The following is a 20,737-nucleotide window of genomic DNA, read 5'->3' as shown; positions in this document are numbered from 1 at the left end:
GTTAAAGCACTTTAAGGAAATAATTAAGGTCTGTGGTAAACGAAAATACAAAAAGGCGGCTTTAAAGCCGCCTTTTTTTCATTTATTTTCAGGGTGTGGCACTATTGAAGGGCCTTTACGCCCGGAAGTTCTTTGCCTTCCATGAACTCAAGAAGGGCTCCTCCACCTGTTGAAACATAACTTACCTTGTCCCCATAGCCCAGTGTGTTAACGGCAGCAGCGGAGTCGCCTCCGCCAATCAGAGAAAAAGCGCCATTGCCTGTTGCTTTTACAACGGCATCGGCAATTTTCTTTGTTCCGTTCGCAAACTTTTCCATCTCAAATACGCCCATAGGCCCGTTCCAGAGAATAGTTTTGCTCGATTCTACCACTTTCGAGAAGATGGCCGTTGCCTCAGGCCCGATGTCAAGACCCATCCAGCCGTCTGGTATAGAGTGGTTGTTGGCCACTTTTGTATTGGCGTCGTTGCTGAAGTTATCAGCTATTATCGAATCGATAGGCAAGTGAAGCTCAACACCTTTTTCTTTGGCTTTCTGAATCAGCTCCTTGGCCAGCGAAAGCTTGTCTTCCTCCACCAGTGACTTGCCAATATGCCCACCCATGGCCTTGAAGAACGTGTAGGACATGCCGCCACCAATAATGAGGTGATCAACTGTATCCAGCAGCCTCTCGATGATCAGTATTTTATCGGAAATTTTAGCACCACCCATAATGGCCGTAAATGGCTTGGTGGCATTTTCAAGCACCTTCTGTGCGTTATCAAGCTCTGCTTGCATCACGTAGCCACACACCTTGTCCTTCATGTAGTTGGCCACGATGGTAGTGGAGGCGTGCGCCCGGTGAGCAGTTCCGAAAGCGTCGTTTACATAAACGTCGCCATGCTTGGCCAGCTTTTGCGAAAACTCCGCATCACCTTTTTCTTCCTGCTTGTAAAACCTCAGGTTTTCGAGTAACAAAACGCCACCCGGCTGAAGGGCTGCACTCATTTTGAAAGCCGCTTCGCCAATGCAGTCATCTGCAAACTGAACCTTTGTTCCAAGGGCTTCAGTCAGGTAGGTTACCACATGCTTCAACGAGAATTTTTCCTCAGGCCCTTCCTTTGGGCGCCCCAAATGGCTCATGAGCACAACAGACCCACCATCCTTTATTATTTTATTGATTGTTGGAATGGCTGCCTTTAGTCGATTGTCGTCCGTTATATTGTTTGACTTGTCGAGGGGCACATTAAAATCGACCCGTATTAGCGCTCTTTTTCCTTTAAAATTGTACTTATCTAGTGTTATCATAAAAGGTTTTTAATTTTTAAAACCAGGGAAATAAATTGGCTCGAGAATGTGGGCTAATGATAGCTGTAAAATTACTTTTTTTAGGCGAGTTTGAAAGAGGTTCGCCGGGTCTTTCATTTTCAGCTATGCCTGAGCACGCTTCAGACGATCATTAATGGCCTTCCCCAAACCGATTTCCGGCACGTATTCAGCTATAATGCAGTTCGCAGCTGTTTTATCCATTTTTCGCATGGCTGAAAATAGGTTGGCAGCTGCCTCATCAATGTTTCCCGCCTTCGACAGGATAAACTTGTTGTTTTCGGGCACTTCAGGAAAGTCTTTCTGAAATGAAATGACCGCCACTTTCATCGGGTTTAATTTGGGGATCAGCTCTTCCAGGTCGCCAACAACTACCCTTTTTGTCGGCGCATAGTGGCTTTTTAACATGCCTGGTGCGGCAGGGTCGGAACTCATATTGGTTCTTATGCGCACTGTGCCAATGAGCTTTTCTATTTCGTCAATTCGCTTGCCTCCCAGCCGATAAACAACCGGCTTATTGTTTTCGAACCCGATAATGGTTGATTCGATACCTACCCGGCACGGCCCCCCGTCGAGGATGTACGGGATGGATTCCCCAAGTTGATCCTGCACATGGTGTGCAGTGGTAGGGCTTACATAACCAAATGGGTTGGCGCTGGGTGCCGCCAGCGGGTAATCAAGTTGCTCGAGCAATGCCGTAGTGAGCGGGTGATCCGGGATTCGCACCGCCACAGTTTTTAACCCGGAGGTAAGCAGCAACGGAATCCTTTTTTTCTTTGGAAGCAGTAGCGTAAGTGGGCCGGGCCAAAATGCCTCAGCGAGGTCAAGTGCTACATCCGGGATGTCCTTGACAAATGTCTTAACTTTTTCGAGGCTGTTGGTGTGTGCAATAAGCGGATCGAAGGAGGGCCTGTTTTTTACCTGAAAGATTTTTAAAACGGCCGCTTCATTAAAAGCATTTCCCGCAAGACCATACACAGTCTCAGTGGGCAGCCCTATCAGTTGCCCCCGATCCAAAAAGGATTTTGCTTTGTCTATGTCGATCCCTATTTCCGCCATGAAATTTCATCAGATACTGCGAATCTACAATTATTCTGTTTATTTCGTGATGTATTAAATTACACACAAAAAATATTTTAAAGCTATGAGTCAAAGAACAAGATCTGTCATAAAACTAATCGCCGTACTCGTTGTGCTGCTACTTGTTTTGGGTGAGTTGAGTATTGTCATTATCCCTGCTATTGCTGCCTACAAATTTTGGCTGATGGTCATCGCCTTTATGTTGGTGCTGATTAGCTCCAAATAGGATAAAATAAAGATTATCTTGCAGATGCCGCTGATGAAGTTTTGACTATTCAAAGGTATGAATTAGCGCTACCTACGATTAATAGCTCAATATTTTGTAGAAAATAAGGAAATACTTACATCAGTTTTTTGCTTTCATAGCACTATTTTGATGTGTTACCTTCCTGAAAGGTGTGCAAGTATTGTTTTTTGTACCAAAACTTACATGTATAATATCGCCAGGTTTAATGCCTGAATAGTATCATTGCAGCACTCTATCTTTGAGTTAATTAATCAAATGGAAAACGATCCAATTGATTAGGTTCTTTAAGGTTTAATTAAGGTTGATGGTGGGCCCCGAGCAGATTTTGTCTGCCGGGGTTTCTTATTTTTAGTGGTTGAGTATCAGCCTGACAGTTTTTTGTTCACCAGAGGCCAATTGTATCCGGCAAAAGTAAACTCCATCCACCACTGCCGTGCCCGTCACGTTCGTTCCATCCCATGTCATAGTAGTGGCCCCTTCAAACTGTGTGCCCCAAACAAGCGTTTTGATCTGCTGGCCGGCGGCATTGTAAATGATGGATTTCACAATTTGCTTTTTCGGTATTTCGAACGGAATGCTGATCAAATCAGTGAAAGGGTTAGGGTAGGGGGCACCGACAATAAATTTCTCAGAAGACGACGGTCTTTCGATCACCAAATGATCGGATATAAAAGTTTCAAATATGCCATTTCCATGGGTAGCAATCGCCAGTCGCCCGTCAAGCGGATTGTAGCTCAGCATAGGTACTACGCTGTAGCCGACCACGTCGGAGCCTTCTCTGGCCCAGGTGGTGGCGGTTCCCGATAGCGCTTCGGTTGCGTAAAGCCCCGAGCCGGTGCCAACAACAGCCATAAGCTCACCACCTTGCATGGGGATCAACTGCCCCCAACGGACACTGGGGCCATTTCCCGTTCCATCCGCATGCTCTTCCAGGTTACCACTTATGTCGGTGAATGAAAGGCCGCCATCGTCTGAAAAGAAGACACTGGGAATGCCGTAGTTGGAAAAGACCACCATGATGTTGTGGTGATCGGAAGGGTCAATGGAAATGGAGCTGATGAATGCTTGCGGGAAATCAGCACCTGTAATTTCTTCCATATCAAAGGCTGTGTCTCCTGCTGAAGTCAGCTTGAAAAGCCTGCCGGTACTGTTACCATACAGTAACCATTTTTCTCCCGTGGTGCTTATCTCCATGGCTGTGATTTGTCCTTCGGGGATAACCGACGACTCGATTCGCTGCCAGTTAGTGCTCGTTTTTTCCTGCGAGCCGTTAGTGATCTGGCTTAGGTTTGAGTTCCTCCAAATGATGTTTCCACCGGCCAGGAACATGATATTGTTATTGCCCGGGTCAAGCCTGAAAGGGTTCACGAACAGGTAGCCGTTGTCGCTGTCAAGCCCCCCATTTGTTGGGTCTACCCTGGCATAGCCGGTGAGCTCGAATTTAGTATTGAACGTAAGCCGGTAGATTTGTGCCATTTGTGCCGACACATACCAAAATGTGCCATCTGATGTGGTTTGGCAATAGCTGCCATCTCCGGAAAAAACCTGGTCCCATGGCGGGTTTTCGCCGGGAGCACTTCTCAGGTAGGTGCCATTGTCCTGCATGCCGCCTACCATCAGGTCGCTGTACTCATATTTGGGGATATCGATGGTGAAAAACTGGGAAGTCAGGTAGCCATTGTTCAGGCTTAGCCAGTTGACTTCTTTCGACAGTCCACTCCAGGTAATCGACACGCCGGCGTCGTGACCAGAAAGCATTTTTGCCGGATCAGCGCTGTAGAAGGCGAGTACATGCTGGTCGGCGTGGTGGTTTGGGTACTGGCTGGCATTGTTTTCCGGGTCGTATCCTCCAATCCACTCGGTGTTGTCTTTGCTTTTAAAGCCGTCGGACGAACGAAACAGATTGGTGCCGCCCATGAATACTATGTTTTCATCAGCTGGGTGCACCTCCAATAGCATATTGTAGCCGTTTTGGGTGTCAAACTCACCCACTCTGCCACCAAAGTCCGGTATGTTGGCCGATAGGTTCTCCCAAATATAGTTGTTGCCCGAAGGCAGGTAGGTGGCTTTCCACAGGTTTGTAGCTGCTGCATCGACTAAAAAGTAGATGACTCTTTCGTTGGAAGGAGAAGGCGTGATGACTATCCTTCTGTATTGCGCTGGAAACCCTGTTGGGGTAATATTCGCCCATGCCAGCCCATCCTCTGATCTGTAAATGCCGGCTTTTGCCCAATTGTTGTCGGCATTGCTTGTAGTACTCAACGCACCATACTTAATCCCGTTTTTGGTAACTGACACGTCGCTAAAGAACGGAAAGGTTTTGTCATTCAAATCGGTACCGGGTGGCTCGCTCAGCAGGTCAGCACCCAGCACGGTTGCCCAGGTGTCACCGCCGTCGGCAGAACGGATCACGCCTCCAATAGTGGCGGCGTACAGTTCGTCTTCATTGCTGTTGGCCGTATTGATGGCCAGCTTGTAGATATACTGAAAAGGACTTCCAAAAGTGGTGACATCCCCCGATACAGTAGCACTCAGTGGTTGCCAGGTGAGCCCTTTGTCGGTCGATTTGAAAATACCGTCGCCTCTGTAGGGTGTGGAATTATTCGCTCTGGCTGAGTTGAAAAGGGAGTATTCGCCCGTGCCGAAGTACCAGGTATCGGTGTGGCCAGCCCGTGTGTCCTGCACCAGGCAACTCACACTGTTGATCATTTCGGGTGGCGTGATTCTTTTCCATATAATCCCCTCGTTTTCAGTTCGCCACAATCCACCGGAAACGCCTCCTGCCAGAATTACCTTTTCATTGCTGCGGTCGATGGCCAGCGCACGGGTACGTCCGCCTACGTTGAAGGGTCCTCGTGGGATGTATGCCCTTTCCTCGGTTCTCGCAAGACCACTCCGTTTCATTTCGCTGCTTGTAGGGAGCTGTCGGGTAAACTTAAGTGCCTTGCTGTGAATACCTGCGGGGATTGCTCCTGACACCGGATCCGCCAGCATCATGCGTTCAAAGTTGGCTCTGGCGTCCGGATCTTCCTCAACGCCCAGGCTGGTGGGTGTAAACGGCGTGGCCAGCACTTCAGGTGACTGCTGGTCGCCGTCGTTTGAAAACTTTCCTAAAAAGTAAATCGAAAGGAGGCCACTGCCAAGTAAAAGTGAGGAGATAAAGAGAGCCCTTTTGTTCATATCAACTTCACGGTATCAGGTTAGCGATTCCTTTAGCTTGTGTGTTTTCTTAACCATTCGGAGAATCGATTCTTCAAAACCTGCTTCTTCAGTAACAGACGACAAGGGTATCCACCTTACATCTCTGCTTTCGTTGCTTACAACAAGGGGAGCTGAAGCTTCAGCCATAGCAATAAACCTGATGTCATAGTGAAAATGAGCCGGCTCGTTGCCTCTTTCAGGAATAAGGTGGATATCGATATCAAAAATATCTTCGGTGATCCATTTATAGGCAGTAAGACTTGTCTCTTCTTCGAGTTCCTTTGAAGCAACTTTCAATACATCCTCCTGGCCATCGGCATGACCGCCTGGTTGCAGCCATTTATTGAGCTTTTTGTGGTGCAACAGTACTACCTGATCGAGGGCTGAAGAAACTACCCAGGCAGAGCCGGTGATATGGCCTGAAACCAAATCTCTGCGGAAACAACCTGAGAAGTTTTGAAGAAGAGATACAAACCTTGGAGCGTAATGAACCTCACTTGCATGGGGCGTTTCGTAATGGCTCAAAAGGCTGATCAATTCTTTTCGGGACATCCGGCCTACTGAATCACAATGTTTACTTTGTTCATTCGTCCTTCTTGTAGGGGAGCTGTTTCAGCGCCCTCACCGTTGTTGTCAAGGTCTCCTTTTCTGGCCACAACAAAGTAAGGCTTTGGCTCCAGTTTGGTAAACGTTACTCGTCCTTTGGCATCGGTCAACTGCGACTCCTGCACCGGATTCTTTTCTTCTATGTAGTTGTCTTCGGTGGCATAAAGGGTTACCGTAACACCCTCTTCTGCATTACCAAGGCTATTCAATACAGTGATTCTCAGGTTGGTTGGGAGCAACTGCGTGGAAGATGTGAGCAGCAAGAAGCATGCAATCATTATAATGTTAAAGCCTGTAATTCTGTGAGCAATTCTTTTCATTGTTTTGAGATTTATAACGGTTTTAAGTTTATCAGTCGATAGAAAACAAATGTGAGATCAATTCTCTATGGTCTTCAGCCGGCTCATATTGTCTATCGAAGTAGATATTAGCCAGTAGCTTAATATAGCTCGGCTGATCATCAATCATTATGTACTCCACAAGAATGTTACCAAAAAGTTGTTTGGACAGCTGATCAGCAGTAACCATAGGTGGTTTTAGGTAGTGTTTCTCTCTGGTTTCAATCGTGTCGTTCTTCTCCGTGATCGTCACATCGCTGTTTACCTGCCTGTAGCCCAATGTTTTGCTGATTTCCGCCAGGTAGTCGAACAGAAACTGAAACTCCTGCTTATCGAAATCTGGCGAGTATGTCAGCGCAAATCCGTTGGACGCTGAGGAGGCAAATACGTGCACATTGGGTTCACTTTGAATTCCTGATTTTTTGAAATGGTAGGAGCGGCTGTAGTCCGAAATCATTTTGGTGGCACGGCCATTCAACTTCCATTGCTCATAGCCTTGCAGGTATTTTTCATTTCTTACAATCACCTCATGAAGGATGAGCGAAGTTTCGCTGCCCCGGCTATTGAATAATTTCTGATATAACTGATCGAAGAATGCCATTTCCGAAAGATAACGAGATGCAGGGTGGATTAGTTAAAACAAGAATAGATTTTTATAGATTGGTCTAAATTATTGAGCAAACATGAAGAAAATACATTCAGACGAGGCACCCAAGGCCATAGGCCCTTATTCGCAGGCGATCAGATCCGGAGGCCTCCTATTCTGCTCTGGGCAAACACCCATTGTGCCCGACACTAACAAAATGGTTGAAGGGGAGATAGGGCCGCAGACCCGGCAGGCATTGATGAATTTGTCAGCAGTGTTGAAAGCCGAAGGCTTGTCGCTGAGCGACGTAGTGAAAACGACTGTGTTTCTTAAAAACTTCAGGGACTTTCCAGCGATGAATGCTGTATATGCCGAAGTGTTTGGAGGACATCAACCTGCCAGGAGCACAGTGGAGGTGAGCAGGCTGCCCCTGGATGCATTGGTGGAGATTGAATGCATTGCTGAGGCCAGTTGATAACAAAAGGCGGCAGAGGCGGGTTATCATACCATGTTATCTATCGCATTGATTTTGATGTTGTCAGTTGGATTGAGTGAGGCTCAGCCTGGCGATCCACTTGAACATTATGCCTGGAAAAACAGGGTCGTCCTTGTCTTTCATTCAGATGCAAAAGCAGATGCTGCTGTCGAGCAAATAGCGCTTTTCAAAAGACAGGAAAAGGAACTGGATGACCGTGACCTGGTGTTGGGTGTCGTTGACAGTGGAAGTAAAGGATCAATTGATGGAGCATCGATTGGTGCCAAAGATGCCGCCACGTTGCAGCAAACTTTTAACCCAGCCAATAGTGATTTTTTAATCGTTCTGATTGGAAAAGATGGCGGTGTTAAACTAAAGGAACAAACTGTTGTGCCAGTAGAAACAATTTTCGATCTGGTAGATGCTATGCCCATGCGGCGGGCAGAGATGAGGAGAAACCAGTAATGTTAGGCGACGGTGCGACTGGGGGCCGGCAACTAATTTTTATTTAAAGTAACTTCATTAACGAGTGTTCGCCCCTCGTTGAAGCTTCGGATGTTTTGCAGAGTGGTCAACGCAATTTGCTCCAGCGCTTCGCTGGTGAGGAACGCCTGATGTGCTGTAATCAGCACGTTGGGGAAGGTCATAAGGCGGGAGATAACGTCGTCGTCGATGATGACATCGGAGAAGTCCTGAAAGAAGAGGTGCTCCTCCTGCTCGTAAACATCGATGCCCAGGGCGCCAAGCCGCCGACTTTTCAATGCATCGATAGTAGCAGGTGTGTCGATGAGCGCTCCCCGGCTGGTGTTGATTAAAAAGGCTCCCGGTTTGATGTGCTCCAGTGCTTTTTCGTCTATCAAATGGTGTGTTTCAGGTGTCAGCGGGCAGTGAAGCGATAGGATATCAGACTGAGCCAGTAGCTCGTTCAACGGGTAGTACGCAATGCCCTTCTCAGTCAGTTCAGTGTTTGGGAAGGGATCGCAGGCAATGACCCGGCAGCCAAACCCCAGCATGATGCTGGCAAAGGTGGCCCCAATTTTACCGGTGCCAATCACTCCAACAGTTTTGCCGAAGACATCGAACCCGGTCATGCGCTCCAGTGAGAAATTGCCCTCTCTCACCCTGTTATATGCTTTGTGCGTTTTTCTGTTCAGGGCAAGTAATAGTGCGACCGCATGCTCGGCCACGGCGTGAGGAGAATAGGCGGGTACTCTCACCACCTTGATGTCGGCTTTGGCAGCGGCTTCCAGATTTACCTGATTGAACCCGGCGCACCTGAGGGCTATCAGCAAAACCTTCTTACTTTTCAACACCTCAATGACTTGCTCATTGATCGTGTCGTTCACAAAACAGCAAACAACTGCCCCTTCGGGAATGACCACCGCAGTGATGGGGTCAAGATTCGCCTCTATGAATATGAATTCAAACTCCTTGTGGGCCTTTTCGAAGTATTCTTTGTCGTACGATTTGGTGCTAAAGAATACGATTTTCATGTTCGTTTACGCTATTTGGACTTTCTCTTGAATCCTCCCTTTTTGGCAGGCGCCGCTTCGGCCAGCTCCACACATTCGGCGTAGGTAAGCTCCTTGGGTTCTTTACCTTTCGGAATCTTCACATTCTGTTTGCCAAACTTGATGTAAGGGCCAAAGCGACCGTTCAGCACCTGAACTTCTTCGTTTTCAGTGAATTTCTTGATGAGCCTGTTGGCTTCGAGTTCTCTTTTCGCTCTAATGATCAACACAGCCTCTTCTTCAGTTACCGTCATTGGATCAAAATCTTTAGTCAGTGAGTAAAACTGACTTTTGTGGCGGATATAAGGTCCAAATCTGCCGATAGCAGCTACCATTGGTTCCTCTTCAAACAGTCCAATCTCTCTCGGAAGCTTGAATAGCTCAAGGGCGTCTTCCAATGTAATATTCTCCATCAGCTGCCCCTTTTTCAGGCTGGCGTATTTGGGCTTCTCGTCTTCGGTTGTCTCACCAATTTGGGCCAGAGGGCCAAAGCGGCCTAGCCTGACAGTTACTTTCTTGCCGCTGGCCGGGTCAATGCCCAGTTCTTTGCTGGCACCTACTTCCGACCGGTCAACCTTTTCGGTGCTTTCTACCCTTGGGTGAAATTTGCCGTAGAAGGAATCGATCATAGTTTGCCATTCCACTTTGCCAGACGCTATGTCGTCAAACTCTTTCTCCACCCGGGCAGTAAAAGTGAAGTCGATCACGTTCGGGAAATGGAGCACCAGGAAGTCGTTGACCACCATGGCCAGGTTGGTAGGGAAGAGCTTCATTTTTTCGGCACCATAGTTTTCAGTACCTGTTTTGGAACTGATTTTGCCGTTGGCCAGCGTCAGCTCCCTGTATTTTCTCTCCTTGCCGTCACGAGATTCCTTAATAACGTATTCTCTTTTTTGAATGGTGGAAATGGTTGGTGCGTAGGTCGACGGACGGCCTATGCCCATTTCTTCCAGCTGTTTTACCAGGCTCGCTTCAGTGTACCTGGTAGGTGGTCGGGTAAACGATTCTTTGCCAATTATTTCCCTCAAATTTAGCTTTTCACCGACCTTCAATGGCGGCAGCATTCCTTTAGCTTCTTCTTCATCCTCCTCATCATCGGTCGACTCGATGTATACTTTAAGAAAACCTTCAAATTGGATCACTTCTCCGGAGGCAGTCAATACCTCATCGGTAGTGGAGATGCCAATGGAAGCGATAGTTTTTTCTATTTGCGCATCCGCCATTTGAGAGGCGATTGCCCTTTTCCAAATCAGGTCATAAAGCCGCTGTTCATTTCTTTCGGCACCGGCGGTGTGTGCTGAGAAGTCGGTAGGCCTGATGGCTTCATGAGCTTCTTGAGCGCTTTCTGACTTGGTTTTGTACTTTCTGTTTTGAACAAAATCGTTACCATACGAAGACTTGATTTCGTTGGTGGCCCCACTAACAGCTTCCTCTGAGAGGTTGAGCGAGTCAGTTCTCATATAAGAGATTTTACCCGATTCATAAAGTCGCTGAGCAATGGTCATGGTCTGACTCACCGAGAAGCTCAGCTTACGACTGGCCTCCTGCTGAAGTGTTGATGTGGTAAACGGAGGGGCAGGGGATCTTTTGGTGGGCTTTTTCTCCAGGTTCTTGATGGAGAACTCTGCGCCGTTACATTTTTCAAGAAACGCTTGTGCTTCGGCCTCAGTTTTGAATTTTTTACCAAGCTCTGCCTTTAGCACTTTACCACCTGCAAGCAGGAAATTAGCCGTGATTTTGAAAGAAGATTCAGAATTGAAGTGCTCCACTTCTCTTTCTCTTTCTACCACAAGTCGGACAGCCACAGATTGTACCCGGCCAGCTGAGAGACCAGTTTTGATTTTTTTCCAAAGAATGGGCGAAAGCTCAAAACCTACCAGGCGGTCGAGTATGCGGCGGGCCTGCTGAGCATTCACCAGGTCAATGTCAATACCTCTTGGATTTAGTATGGCAGCGTCAATCGCCTTCTTGGTAATTTCCCTGAAAACGATCCTTCTTGTATTCTTGTCGTTCAGATCCAGCGCCTCCTTTAAGTGCCACGAAATGGCTTCTCCTTCACGGTCATCGTCACTAGCCAGGTAAATCATCTCAGATTCCTTCGATAACTTTTTCAGCTGCTTGATGACATCTTTCTTGTCGGCCGTTATTTCGTAAGTCGGCTTGAAACCGTTCTTGATATCAATCGCTTTGTCTCCCTTGGGCAGGTCACGAACGTGGCCGTAACTCGACGTAACTGAATAGTCCTTCCCTAAGTATCCTTCAATTGTTTTTGCCTTTGCTGGCGACTCGACTATTACAAGGTTTTTCGACATTTCTATGGGTTTTTTCCTTTCTACCAAAATGGTGAGGCGGTCAAATATCTTTAAAAAAAAACAAAAAAATCAAATGGCGGGAATTTTGGTAGGCTCGTTTTGCTATATTTCCACCGCCATACTGACTGATATTTAACCACGTTATAAGAGAATGGTTAAGAAATTATTGATAGTGCGACATGCCGAAGCTGGAGAGTCCGACCATGGGTCAAAGGACATCGAAAGATACCTTACCAGGTCAGGCCAAAGGGAGGCAGTTCATACCGGTATGTACATAAAACGGCATGATTTGATCCCCAACCTAATGGTTACCAGTGCGGCTGTCCGGGCGTTTCAAACTGCGCAGATTATAGCGGAGCAAATCAAGTATCCAGCGGAAGAAATTCAGGAAGACCCGGAGCTGTACGATGCCTCGGTCAGAATTTTTTTAAGAATTGTGAATGAGCTGGATGTAAATTGCCAAAGTGTGCTATTTGTTGGACACAACCCCACCGTTAGTTATATGGCGGAGCTTCTGACAGGAGAAACTGTCGGAAACATGGAGCCGGGCAGTCTTGTTGAAATTCATTTCCCCATGGATTCATGGAAAGAGGTGTCGCAAAACACTGGCAAGCTGATCCAGTATATTACGCCCAGCCAGATAGAAGAAGACGAACATAGGCCGGATAATTAAATGCCGGCACTCAAAATACTTGTTGCTCCCAATGCGTTCAAAAGCGCCGCTACAGCATTCGATATTGCTCAGGCGATCAGGAGAGGGCTTCAAAAAAGTAAATGCCATTCAGATGTGGTATGCAAGCCAATAGCCGACGGTGGTGATGGCACCTTGCCTATCCTGGTTGATGCACTACAGGGGGAGATTTTCAAAAAAGAAGTCTCGGGCCCATTGGGAAGGTTGGTGCAGGCTCCTTTTGGGTACATAGCCGATAAAAAGCTGGCTATTATTGAAATGGCCGATGCCTCGGGCCTGCGCTTACTTTCAGAGAAAGAGAGAAGCGCCATGAAAGCAAGCAGCGCCGGTACGGGCGAGTTAATGAACGAAGCAATCAACCTGGGTGCTACACATATTATATTGTGTATTGGTGGTAGTGCAACCACCGATGGAGGAATGGGCATACTTACCGCTCTTGGTTATAAATTCCTTAGTAGTAGTGGGGAAGAACTCGCCGGATCGGGCGAAGCGCTAGAAAAAATAGCTCAGGTTGAAGAGCCGAAAGGGCTGGAGGGATTGCATATAACTGTGCTGTGCGATGTGAGCAATTCGCTGTATGGGCCTTCAGGCGCTGCTACAGTGTATGGGCCTCAAAAAGGAGCGACGCAAGAACAGGTAGCTCAATTGGACAAGGGGCTACAGCATTGGGCCTCACTTATTAAGCGGTATAGAGGAATAGATGTTACTTCCCTTAAAGGAGGAGGTGCTGCCGGAGGTGTCTCTGCCGGGTTGGTAGGTTGGATGGAGGCTGAGCTGAAGCCCGGTGCTGAGTTTGTCTTGGAGCTTCTGGAAATGGACAAGGCGATCAAACAAGCTGACCTGGTGATCACGGCTGAGGGAAGCCTTGACGAGCAGACCGCAGAGGGTAAAGGGCCGTTTGCGCTGTTGGAAATGGCAGAGAAGCATGGAAAGCCCGTAGTTGGCCTGGCAGGACGTATTCCACGGGAAATTCCCTATAGTGAGCTCCGAAGATTTTTGGCGCTGCTGCCCATTGGGAATCAGCCTGAAAGCCTGGAAACTGCGATGACCAACACGCTGACTAATATAGAAAGAACGGCCTTTAACATTGGCAATATTTTGGCTTTACGGCAGCTATAAACTTAGTAGCAAGTTTCTAAAGTATTCAGTGTCGTAGCTAGCCATGCCAAACTGCTGCACTTTTACCTGGCCATCAGGCGCAATCACAAAAGTGGTGGGTATCGACTGAGAATGAAAAACAGCTGGCAGGCCGCTCACCAGGGTATAAACCGGAAATGTATACTCCTTCTTCTGAATAAATTTAATTGCCTTTTCCCGCTCGTCGTCCAGCGAAATCATAACAAACACCACTTTGTCACTCCCCACTTTGTCGTAGAGGTCTTGAATTTCTGGCATTTCTGCTATACAGGGAGGGCACCACGTTGCCCACAGATTGATGAAAACGGTTTTGCCCTTAAGGTCACTAAAAGAAGAAACTTTCCCTTCCAGGTCTTCAAGTTGAAATCGATAATCCGACTCTGTGAGTGACAGCGTACTTTCGGGCTCGCTCGGCGACATGATGCCAGTAGCCAGAATACCTCTTTGCAGAGTGCCGATGACTTCCGTATGCAGACCTGTGAAATATAGTGTGGCCATAACTCCCAGAATTACAGCCCATTCAATAATTTCCCTTTTCTTTTTCTTATCCATTTTATCTTAATTCATTAGAAGTCAGCAGGTTTTTGGCCTCCGCAGCAATCAATACAAAAAAAGTCTTCATTTGATTCCGAAAGCCTTTATTTTCGAGCCCTGTTTCGAGTAATTTCGAAAATCACTTTGAGTAAAACACGTATTTAATAGACCCTAATCAGAAGTCAAGGAAGACATGAGCCAGGCACATTACCTCAAAATCGCAGCTGAATTAAGCATTTCCCCTAAACAGGTCGTAGCTACCGCAGAGCTTCTCGACGAAGGCGGAACTGTTCCTTTTATTTCCAGGTACCGGAAGGAAAGAACAGGAAGCCTCGACGAAGTTTTCATTGCAAAAATACGTGACAGGATAGGACAACTGCGTGACCTTGACAAAAGAAGGGAGGCCATCCTCAAGTCGATTGATGAGCAAGGCAAGCTGACAGATGAGTTAAAGGCACAGATTGATGCTGCCGAAACCATGTCGTCGCTGGAAGATATTTATCTGCCCTACAAGCCCAAGCGCCGCACCCGGGCTACCATAGCCAGAGAAAAGGGACTGGAGCCGCTGGCGCTTTGGATCTTTGAAAGACAAGCTGGTGAATTGGCTGGTGAAGCCGAAAAATACCTGGATGAGGAAAAAGGAGTAGCATCAGCAGAAGAGGCTTTGCAGGGAGCACGTGACATTATTGCAGAAATCGTGAATGAAGACCCCGATGCCCGAAAGAAAATGAGGGAGTTGTTCAATCGCAGCGGTGTTGTCTATTCCAAGGTAATGAAAGGCAAAGAGGAAGAAGGACAGAAATACAAGGACTACTTTGAGTGGTCTGAGTCTCTCGACAAGGTACCCTCTCACCGCCTGCTTGCGATGAGAAGAGGTGAAAAGGAGATGATCCTTATGCTGGATATGTATCCACCGGAGGAGGAGGCGACTTTGTTGCTTGAAAGACAGTTTGTGAAGGGCAGCAACCCCGTGGCCGAGCAGGTGAAAGAGGCAGTGCATGACTCGTATAAGCGCTTGCTGAAGCCAAGCATGGAAACGGAGGCACGGCTCGGGTCAAAAGACAAGGCTGATGTGGAGGCCATTAACGTATTTGCTGAAAACCTGAAGCAACTGCTGATGGCTGCCCCACTAGGGCAAAAGAGCATTCTCGCTGTCGACCCGGGATTCAGAACGGGTTGCAAAGTAGCTGCCTTGGACAGTCAGGGTAAGTTGCTGGACTTTGAGGCCATTTACCCGAATGAACCTCAGAAGGCGGTGCAGAAGGCTGCTGCGACAGTGGCCTATATGGTAGAGAAGTATAAAATTCAAGCCGTAGCCATAGGAAACGGAACGGCAAGCAGGGAAACTGAGCAGTTTATCAAATCTATCGGATTGCCTTCGAATGTGCTGGTGGCCATGGTGAATGAAAGTGGCGCCTCTATCTATTCTGCGTCGGATGTAGCCAGGGAAGAATTCCCCGACCAGGACGTGACTGTTCGGGGTGCTGTGTCTATTGGCCGCAGGTTAATGGATCCACTGGCTGAGTTGGTGAAGATTGACGCTAAATCGATAGGAGTTGGCCAGTACCAGCACGATGTGGATCAAACAGAGCTAAAGAAGTCGCTGGACGACGTGGTGATGAGTTGCGTGAATGCTGTGGGAGTGGAGCTGAACACGGCAAGCAAGCAACTTCTAACTTACGTTTCAGGCCTTGGGCCGCAATTGGCACAAAACATTGTGGAATACAGAAATGCCAATGGGCCGTTTAAGGATCGTGAGTCGTTGAAGAAAGTACCCCGCCTTGGAGAAAAAGCCTATGAGCAGGCCGCTGGTTTCCTTCGCATCAGGGACGGCAAGAACGTGCTGGACACTAGTGCTGTTCATCCTGAGAGGTACAATTTGGTACAGCAAATGGCCAAAGACCTTGGTTGTGGCGTTACTGATTTGATGACCAGTAATGAGCTACGACGTAAGTTGGATTTGAAAAAGTATGTGTCGGAGGAGGTAGGGCTACCTACTTTAACAGATATTATTGAGGAACTAGCCAAGCCAGGTCGTGACCCAAGGGAGTCGTTCGAGGTGTTCTCTTTTACCGATGGAGTGAATGAGATGGCCGACCTTAAAATGGGTATGAAGCTTCCTGGCATCGTCACCAATGTCACCAAGTTTGGTGCTTTTGTGGACATTGGAGTGCATCAGGACGGCCTGGTTCATATCAGTCACCTGGCCGATAAATTTATCAGCGATCCGTCTGAGGCGGTCAAGCTACAGCAGAAGGTAATGGTGACAGTGGTAGAGGTTGACCTCGCCAGAAAACGGATTGCCCTGTCGATGAAAGCTGACCCCTTTGCCGCAGGCCCTGCGCCAAGAAAGGCAAGTGATAAACAGGACGAACGACCAGAGCCAAGGAGGCAGGAGCGAAGAAGCTTTCAGCCCCAAAAGCCCCAAAAATCAGATGAGCCTGATGGAGATTTGCAGGCGCAGTTGGCGAAATTGAGAGGGAAGTTTGGGGGCTGATAAAGGAGCTTTGAATCCGATTTGTTTTTTATACGTATAAATTTTTTATCTTTGTCGTATAAAATAATAAGAGTATGGACGCCAAGATCACTTTGAGTTTTGATGCCGCCGTTATTGCCTCAGCCAAAGCATTCGCCGAGGAGAATAATATCAGTTTGTCCAGGCTAACCGAATACCTCTACAGGCAAATGACTTCCCGGCACTATCAGTCGCTGGAAGATTTGGAAGTATCCCAATGGGTGATGATGGTGGCCGATGGGCAAGCAGAATATAAAACTTCAAAGCCAAGGAAGGCGGCAAAAAAAGAGTACTACGAAAGCCGCAAAAAGAAGTGAAGGTGCTGATAGATGCCAATGTATTGGTTTCGGTGCTCAATAAGGAATACCCAATATTTTCCAACGCAGCCAGGGTATTGAGTTTGGCAGGAAAGCAGGGTTTTGAGTTGTACGCCACGCCGATGAGTCTCGCCATCGCTTTTTATTTTTCGTCTAAGAAAAGTGGCGCAGTGCAAGCCAAGAAGAAGCTTGCCATTCTGAAAGAGCATATTCTCACTGCTGTGATCGATGATAGCGCTGTCAATAATGCTTTGACCAATAAAAGTGTTCATGATTTTGAAGACGGTATGCAGTACTTTGCTGCGCTGGAGGCAGGGTGCCAGTGTATTGTTACTGAAGATAGAGATGATTTTTACTACTCCACAATTGATGTTCTGAGTTGTGAAGGGTTTTTAAAGAAGTACTATTTTAATACCTGACCATGACAAAGGCTGCCTTAGCTAATCGATTGGTTGTTAGTGTTTTTCTGCGGGATAATAGCTAACTTCTAGTATGAAAACGCACCCTAAGTTTTATTTGTCAGCTATGCTGCTGGCCTTCGCCATTTTCACTAGCTCGTTCAGGTTCCACGGTTTTAGTGCCGAAATAGCCAGTCTTTTGCTTGAGTCGGCGAACGATGAGCAGAAAGCCAAACTGGCCATGGCCTTCGATGATACCAAAAGATTTGACTGGGCGTATGTACCACCCTATCAAGTGGCTCGAAACGGCTTGCCATTAAAGGAAATGGATGACAATCAGAAAGACCTTGTGAGTCAACTATTAACTATCTCGCTCAGCGAAGCAGGCTACAGCAAGGTCAAAATGATCATGAGTCTGGAGGAGGTGCTGGCAGAGCTGGAAGGTAATCTGGGAAGAGATCCGGAAATGTATTTCGTGTCTATTTTCGGCAAGCCCGGTAGTAACGAGCCATGGGCCTGGCAATTTGACGGGCACCATCTCTCTCTTCATTTCACGGTCGTAAATGGTGAGGTGTCTTATACCCCAAGGTTTTTGGGATCTAATCCGGGGGAGGTAAAAAGCGGCCCTAAAAAAGGCTTGCGAGTGCTTAACAGGGAAGAAGACCTGGCTTTTGATCTGCTGAATTCGCTGCAGGGAGCCCAAAAGCAGGAAGCCATTTTCAGCGGTAGTACCTTCAATGATATTGTCTCTAAAACTGTTGCGCAAGTAAAACCGCTTGACAGGGCAGGCATTGCCTATCGTCAGCTTACAGATCAGCAAAAAAAGATGCTATGGGCGATCGTCGACGAATACCTGGCTGTGATGCCGGAAAAGGAAGCGAGCTTAAGAAAAGGCAGCATGGAGAAAGAAGATGTGGACCTCATTATGTTCGGGTGGGCAGGTAGCGACAAACCCGGTAGCCCACATTACTATAGGATACAGGGGCCTTCTTTTCTTATTGAATTTGACAACTCACAGGGTAATGGGAATCATATCCACACTGTTTGGCGAGATTTCGATGGTGACTTTGGAAGAGACCTGATAAGGGAGCATTACGCAACCACGAAACATGAGTAATGCTCAGCCAAGGCGCAATTCTTAACGCTGCTCTTTTTTCCTCGTAAGGGAGGTGATGATTGATTGGTGCTGAGGATATTCTGCGATCAGCGTATTTCTCTTAGCCATTTCGAAGTCCTAAAAGTCAAAACCTGGGGCGACAGTGCAGCCAACCAGAGAAAATTTCCCGCCGATGGCCACTCTTGAGGCAAACCAGCAATTGGCTGGAACGACTGCCTGAGGCCGTTGGCCGGCAGAAATATCCAGGCCAAGGCGAACCTCTTCAAGCATGCCACTTTGATCAATAATGTATACGGAAAGTGGGTCGCCATCGTAAAAGTGCCAGGCCTCATCTGACTTTATGCGGTGAAACGCAGAGAAGTTGCCGGCCTCAAGCAAGAAGTAGATGGCTGTGGAAATGCTTCGTTGACCGGCTTTCGTGTTGGTGGTGCCTATACTCCGGTATGTCTCTCTAAAATAACCACCTTCGGGATGGGCATCGAGATATAGTTGCTCTATGTAGTAGGCGGCGTTTCTGGTCATATGGTTTCGAGAATTAATTAGTTAAAAGCATTTGCGTCAACTAAACGATTAGTTTATCTTTCAGCATGAGAAACGCTAGCCTTCTTTTTCTACTGGTTCTCTGCCTTTTTGCTTGCGAAGACAAGGAGGAGGCAGCTTTTGAAGCCTTTGAAAATGAAGATTTTGAGCAATCTTTGGCAATTTTTAAGGAATTATCAAGCCTTGATCCGCAAAACTGGTATCACCTCTACAACATAGCCCGAAGCCTTGAGGAGCTGGGTAGGCACAATGAAGCCATTACCTGGTATGGCAAATCGCTGAAATACAATGAAAAGGCCAATGAGATTTTGATAGCCAGGGCAAGGTGCCTGTTGAAAACAGAATATTTGGATGGCGCAAAGACCGACCTTTTTCGGGTGTTGCAGAGAGACGAGGAGAATTTTGAAGCGAACTATCTTATGGGCAGGGTGATGATGGCAGACAATGACCCATGGGGTGCTTTGAGCTACTATAACAAAGCCATAAAAAAGGATGACAGTGATATTACACTGTTCTATCATCGGGCGATAGTGATGGGTACTGTCGGCAATGGGTACATGGCCTTGAGGGACATTAACTATGTGATTTCTCAAAAACCTGATTTCAACCAGGCCTATTTTAATAGAGGAATCTTGCAAATGAGGGCGGGTAATTACGCAGAGGCCATTGAAGACTTTGATGCGGCTGAAGCACTTGAGTATGCACCGGCCGACCTGTACGTCAGGCGAGCCGATTGCAAATCAAGCGTTGGGCTCAATAGCGCTGCCTGCACCGACTACAAAATAGCTTCAGACATGGATCCGAAGCATTACAAAAAGGTGTTTATTGAAATGTGTGCAGTGTCTTCCAATTAGAGGCTTGGCCCCTAATCGGAATAAAATGCAGTGAATTCAATCAATAATCAGAATATTCGGCCGGTGTCAGAAATCTGGTATCATTCTTTGAAACATTGTTCTGATACTTCGGCATCACCTTTAGCTTTTCCCACTCCGGAGCAGCCGAAAATGCCTTCCAATGCTCATCTCTGCTTGCTTTGTTGTCAAAGGTGGTCATGTACATGAGGTTTGGCATGGTAGAACCAGAAATCACTTCTCCATAGAATACCGCATTGAATCCAAGCCTATCGAAAAGCGCTACTTCTCCATCATTAAACATTTCTACTTTGTTTAGGTGGATTTTTTCGGTCGCCGATTCGTAGCTCCTCAGCTCATACACACGGTCGCTTTTTGGTCCAGTGAGGTTCGGTGTTTTCATAAAGGGCATTCCTGTAAAAGCTTGAAGCAAAGTGCTCTCAATCCGGGCATATGGAGGCTGGTTGTAAGCAGCGTTGATGTATTCGCTTCCGGCTGTTTGATACTGTGCGTCCTTCGAAAGGGTATTGGCCAGGGCGCTGAATTGATCGTATGAAGCGAACGGGATCAGTACATAAACTTTGCGAACAGTATCCGTTTCGCTTAGTTTGGTTTTAAATACGCCAACCGACTTGACATTGGCCCTGTGAAGAGCCGGGATAAAGGCGTCTTTTAAATAGTTGTCAACCACTTTCTCCTGAGCATCAGAAGCGAGCGTATATACTTTTAGTTGGTAAAACTCCCTCTTCGACTTCTGAGCGAAGGAAGTGGATGAAAAGGCCACCAGAAAGGTGATAACTAATGCAATGCCTGAAATTTTCATCTTATTGATGTTTAAGTAAGTGTGAGTTTTGGTATTGTAAGTTGCAATCTAACAACTCACGTTGTGGATTCATCTAGAATTGGCGAAATAGTGGCGTATTTTACATTTGTGGCAGAACATTTTTAACTTAGAGGTAAATTGTCGTCACCAATGA

At 47.1% G+C, this 20,737-nt stretch carries 21 protein-coding genes; 10 read left to right on the top strand and 11 right to left on the bottom strand.

Annotated features, from left to right (window positions below):
• Positions 1-101: 101 nt before the first annotated feature.
• Together RIF36_RS16345 and RIF36_RS16340 are read right to left on the bottom strand one after the other, a co-directional pair.
• Positions 102-1,286, bottom strand: a complete 1,185-nt coding sequence (locus tag RIF36_RS16345) for a phosphoglycerate kinase (protein ID WP_350096735.1) — start codon at positions 1,284-1,286, stop codon at positions 102-104.
• Between the two features lie 123 nt (positions 1,287-1,409).
• On the bottom strand, positions 1,410-2,363 hold the full coding sequence (locus tag RIF36_RS16340) for an L-threonylcarbamoyladenylate synthase (protein ID WP_350128431.1): 954 nt from the start codon (positions 2,361-2,363) through the stop codon (positions 1,410-1,412).
• 85 nt (positions 2,364-2,448) lie between these two features.
• Between RIF36_RS16340 and RIF36_RS16335 the strand changes: the two genes are divergently transcribed.
• On the top strand, positions 2,449-2,610 hold the full coding sequence (locus tag RIF36_RS16335) for a hypothetical protein (RefSeq protein WP_317487597.1): 162 nt from the start codon (positions 2,449-2,451) through the stop codon (positions 2,608-2,610).
• 369 nt (positions 2,611-2,979) lie between these two features.
• Here the strand turns inward: RIF36_RS16335 and RIF36_RS16330 are convergent, their stop codons facing one another.
• From RIF36_RS16330 to RIF36_RS16315, 4 genes are read right to left on the bottom strand one after another with little or no spacing between them, the layout of a single operon-like run.
• Positions 2,980-5,811 carry a FlgD immunoglobulin-like domain containing protein gene (locus RIF36_RS16330; protein WP_350121100.1) on the bottom strand — a complete coding sequence of 944 codons (2,832 nt, stop codon included), beginning with the start codon at positions 5,809-5,811 and terminating at the stop codon, positions 2,980-2,982.
• 15 nt (positions 5,812-5,826) lie between these two features.
• Positions 5,827-6,384 carry an NUDIX hydrolase gene (locus tag RIF36_RS16325; protein ID WP_350121098.1) on the bottom strand — a complete coding sequence of 186 codons (558 nt, stop codon included), beginning with the start codon at positions 6,382-6,384 and terminating at the stop codon, positions 5,827-5,829.
• Between the two features lie 5 nt (positions 6,385-6,389).
• Positions 6,390-6,758, bottom strand: coding sequence for a carboxypeptidase regulatory-like domain-containing protein (locus RIF36_RS16320; RefSeq protein ID WP_350121096.1), 369 nt, complete (start codon positions 6,756-6,758; stop codon positions 6,390-6,392).
• Positions 6,759-6,789: 31 nt separating this feature from the next.
• On the bottom strand, positions 6,790-7,377 hold the full coding sequence (locus RIF36_RS16315; RefSeq protein ID WP_350121093.1) for a hypothetical protein: 588 nt from the start codon (positions 7,375-7,377) through the stop codon (positions 6,790-6,792).
• Between the two features lie 82 nt (positions 7,378-7,459).
• Here RIF36_RS16315 and RIF36_RS16310 point away from each other — a divergent pair, with 82 nt between their 5' ends.
• Together RIF36_RS16310 and RIF36_RS16305 are read left to right on the top strand one after the other, a co-directional pair.
• Positions 7,460-7,837 carry a RidA family protein gene (locus tag RIF36_RS16310; RefSeq protein WP_350121090.1) on the top strand — a complete coding sequence of 126 codons (378 nt, stop codon included), beginning with the start codon at positions 7,460-7,462 and terminating at the stop codon, positions 7,835-7,837.
• Positions 7,838-7,870: 33 nt separating this feature from the next.
• Positions 7,871-8,302 (top strand): DUF4174 domain-containing protein, encoded by a 432-nt coding sequence (locus tag RIF36_RS16305; protein ID WP_350121088.1) that lies wholly within the window; start codon positions 7,871-7,873, stop codon positions 8,300-8,302.
• Positions 8,303-8,334: 32 nt separating this feature from the next.
• Here RIF36_RS16305 and RIF36_RS16300 read toward each other — a convergent pair whose 3' ends face one another.
• A complete protein-coding gene (locus RIF36_RS16300) occupies positions 8,335-9,330 on the bottom strand; it encodes a 2-hydroxyacid dehydrogenase (RefSeq protein WP_350121085.1) in 996 nt (331 codons plus the stop codon).
• Between the two features lie 11 nt (positions 9,331-9,341).
• Positions 9,342-11,660, bottom strand: a complete 2,319-nt coding sequence (topA, locus tag RIF36_RS16295) for a type I DNA topoisomerase (protein WP_350121082.1) — start codon at positions 11,658-11,660, stop codon at positions 9,342-9,344.
• 151 nt (positions 11,661-11,811) lie between these two features.
• Between topA and RIF36_RS16290 the strand changes: the two genes are divergently transcribed.
• Positions 11,812-12,333 carry a SixA phosphatase family protein gene (locus RIF36_RS16290; protein ID WP_350121079.1) on the top strand — a complete coding sequence of 174 codons (522 nt, stop codon included), beginning with the start codon at positions 11,812-11,814 and terminating at the stop codon, positions 12,331-12,333.
• The gene (locus RIF36_RS16285; RefSeq protein WP_350121076.1) at positions 12,334-13,470 is read left to right on the top strand and encodes a glycerate kinase; all 1,137 of its coding nucleotides are present in this window, start codon (positions 12,334-12,336) and stop codon (positions 13,468-13,470) included.
• Here RIF36_RS16285 and RIF36_RS16280 read toward each other — a convergent pair.
• Complete coding sequence (locus RIF36_RS16280) at positions 13,465-14,040, bottom strand: TlpA family protein disulfide reductase (protein ID WP_350121074.1); 576 nt, start codon at positions 14,038-14,040, stop codon at positions 13,465-13,467. The two genes, RIF36_RS16285 and RIF36_RS16280, sit on opposite strands and share 6 nt — an antisense overlap.
• A gap of 175 nt (positions 14,041-14,215) precedes the next feature.
• On the opposite strand from RIF36_RS16280, the gene RIF36_RS16275 reads away from it, so the two are divergent.
• The 4 genes from RIF36_RS16275 (at position 14,216) to RIF36_RS16260 (ending at position 18,369) form a co-directional block, all read left to right on the top strand.
• Positions 14,216-16,519 carry a Tex family protein gene (locus RIF36_RS16275; RefSeq protein WP_350121072.1) on the top strand — a complete coding sequence of 768 codons (2,304 nt, stop codon included), beginning with the start codon at positions 14,216-14,218 and terminating at the stop codon, positions 16,517-16,519.
• Between the two features lie 74 nt (positions 16,520-16,593).
• Complete coding sequence (locus RIF36_RS16270) at positions 16,594-16,854, top strand: DUF6364 family protein (RefSeq protein ID WP_350068691.1); 261 nt, start codon at positions 16,594-16,596, stop codon at positions 16,852-16,854.
• The gene (locus RIF36_RS16265) at positions 16,851-17,273 is read left to right on the top strand and encodes a type II toxin-antitoxin system VapC family toxin (RefSeq protein ID WP_350121069.1); all 423 of its coding nucleotides are present in this window, start codon (positions 16,851-16,853) and stop codon (positions 17,271-17,273) included. The genes RIF36_RS16270 and RIF36_RS16265 overlap by 4 nt, the downstream gene beginning before the upstream one ends.
• 73 nt (positions 17,274-17,346) lie before the next feature.
• Positions 17,347-18,369: a DUF3500 domain-containing protein gene (locus tag RIF36_RS16260; protein ID WP_350121066.1), complete on the top strand. Its 1,023-nt coding sequence runs from the start codon at positions 17,347-17,349 to the stop codon at positions 18,367-18,369.
• 117 nt (positions 18,370-18,486) lie between these two features.
• Here RIF36_RS16260 and RIF36_RS16255 read toward each other — a convergent pair whose 3' ends face one another.
• Positions 18,487-18,891, bottom strand: a complete 405-nt coding sequence (locus RIF36_RS16255) for a cupin domain-containing protein (RefSeq protein WP_350121063.1) — start codon at positions 18,889-18,891, stop codon at positions 18,487-18,489.
• A gap of 65 nt (positions 18,892-18,956) precedes the next feature.
• Here RIF36_RS16255 and RIF36_RS16250 point away from each other — a divergent pair, with 65 nt between their 5' ends.
• The gene (locus RIF36_RS16250; RefSeq protein ID WP_350121060.1) at positions 18,957-19,763 is read left to right on the top strand and encodes a tetratricopeptide repeat protein; all 807 of its coding nucleotides are present in this window, start codon (positions 18,957-18,959) and stop codon (positions 19,761-19,763) included.
• Between the two features lie 40 nt (positions 19,764-19,803).
• On the opposite strand, the gene RIF36_RS16245 is transcribed toward RIF36_RS16250, so the two are convergent.
• Positions 19,804-20,583, bottom strand: a complete 780-nt coding sequence (locus tag RIF36_RS16245; RefSeq protein ID WP_350121057.1) for an NIPSNAP family protein — start codon at positions 20,581-20,583, stop codon at positions 19,804-19,806.
• Positions 20,584-20,737 lie beyond the last annotated feature (154 nt).

Origin of the sequence: Imperialibacter sp., assembly GCF_040222815.1 — a bacterium.
In the GTDB taxonomy this organism is placed as follows: domain Bacteria; phylum Bacteroidota; class Bacteroidia; order Cytophagales; family Cyclobacteriaceae; genus Imperialibacter.
This window is presented reverse-complemented; position numbering and strand designations above follow the sequence as displayed.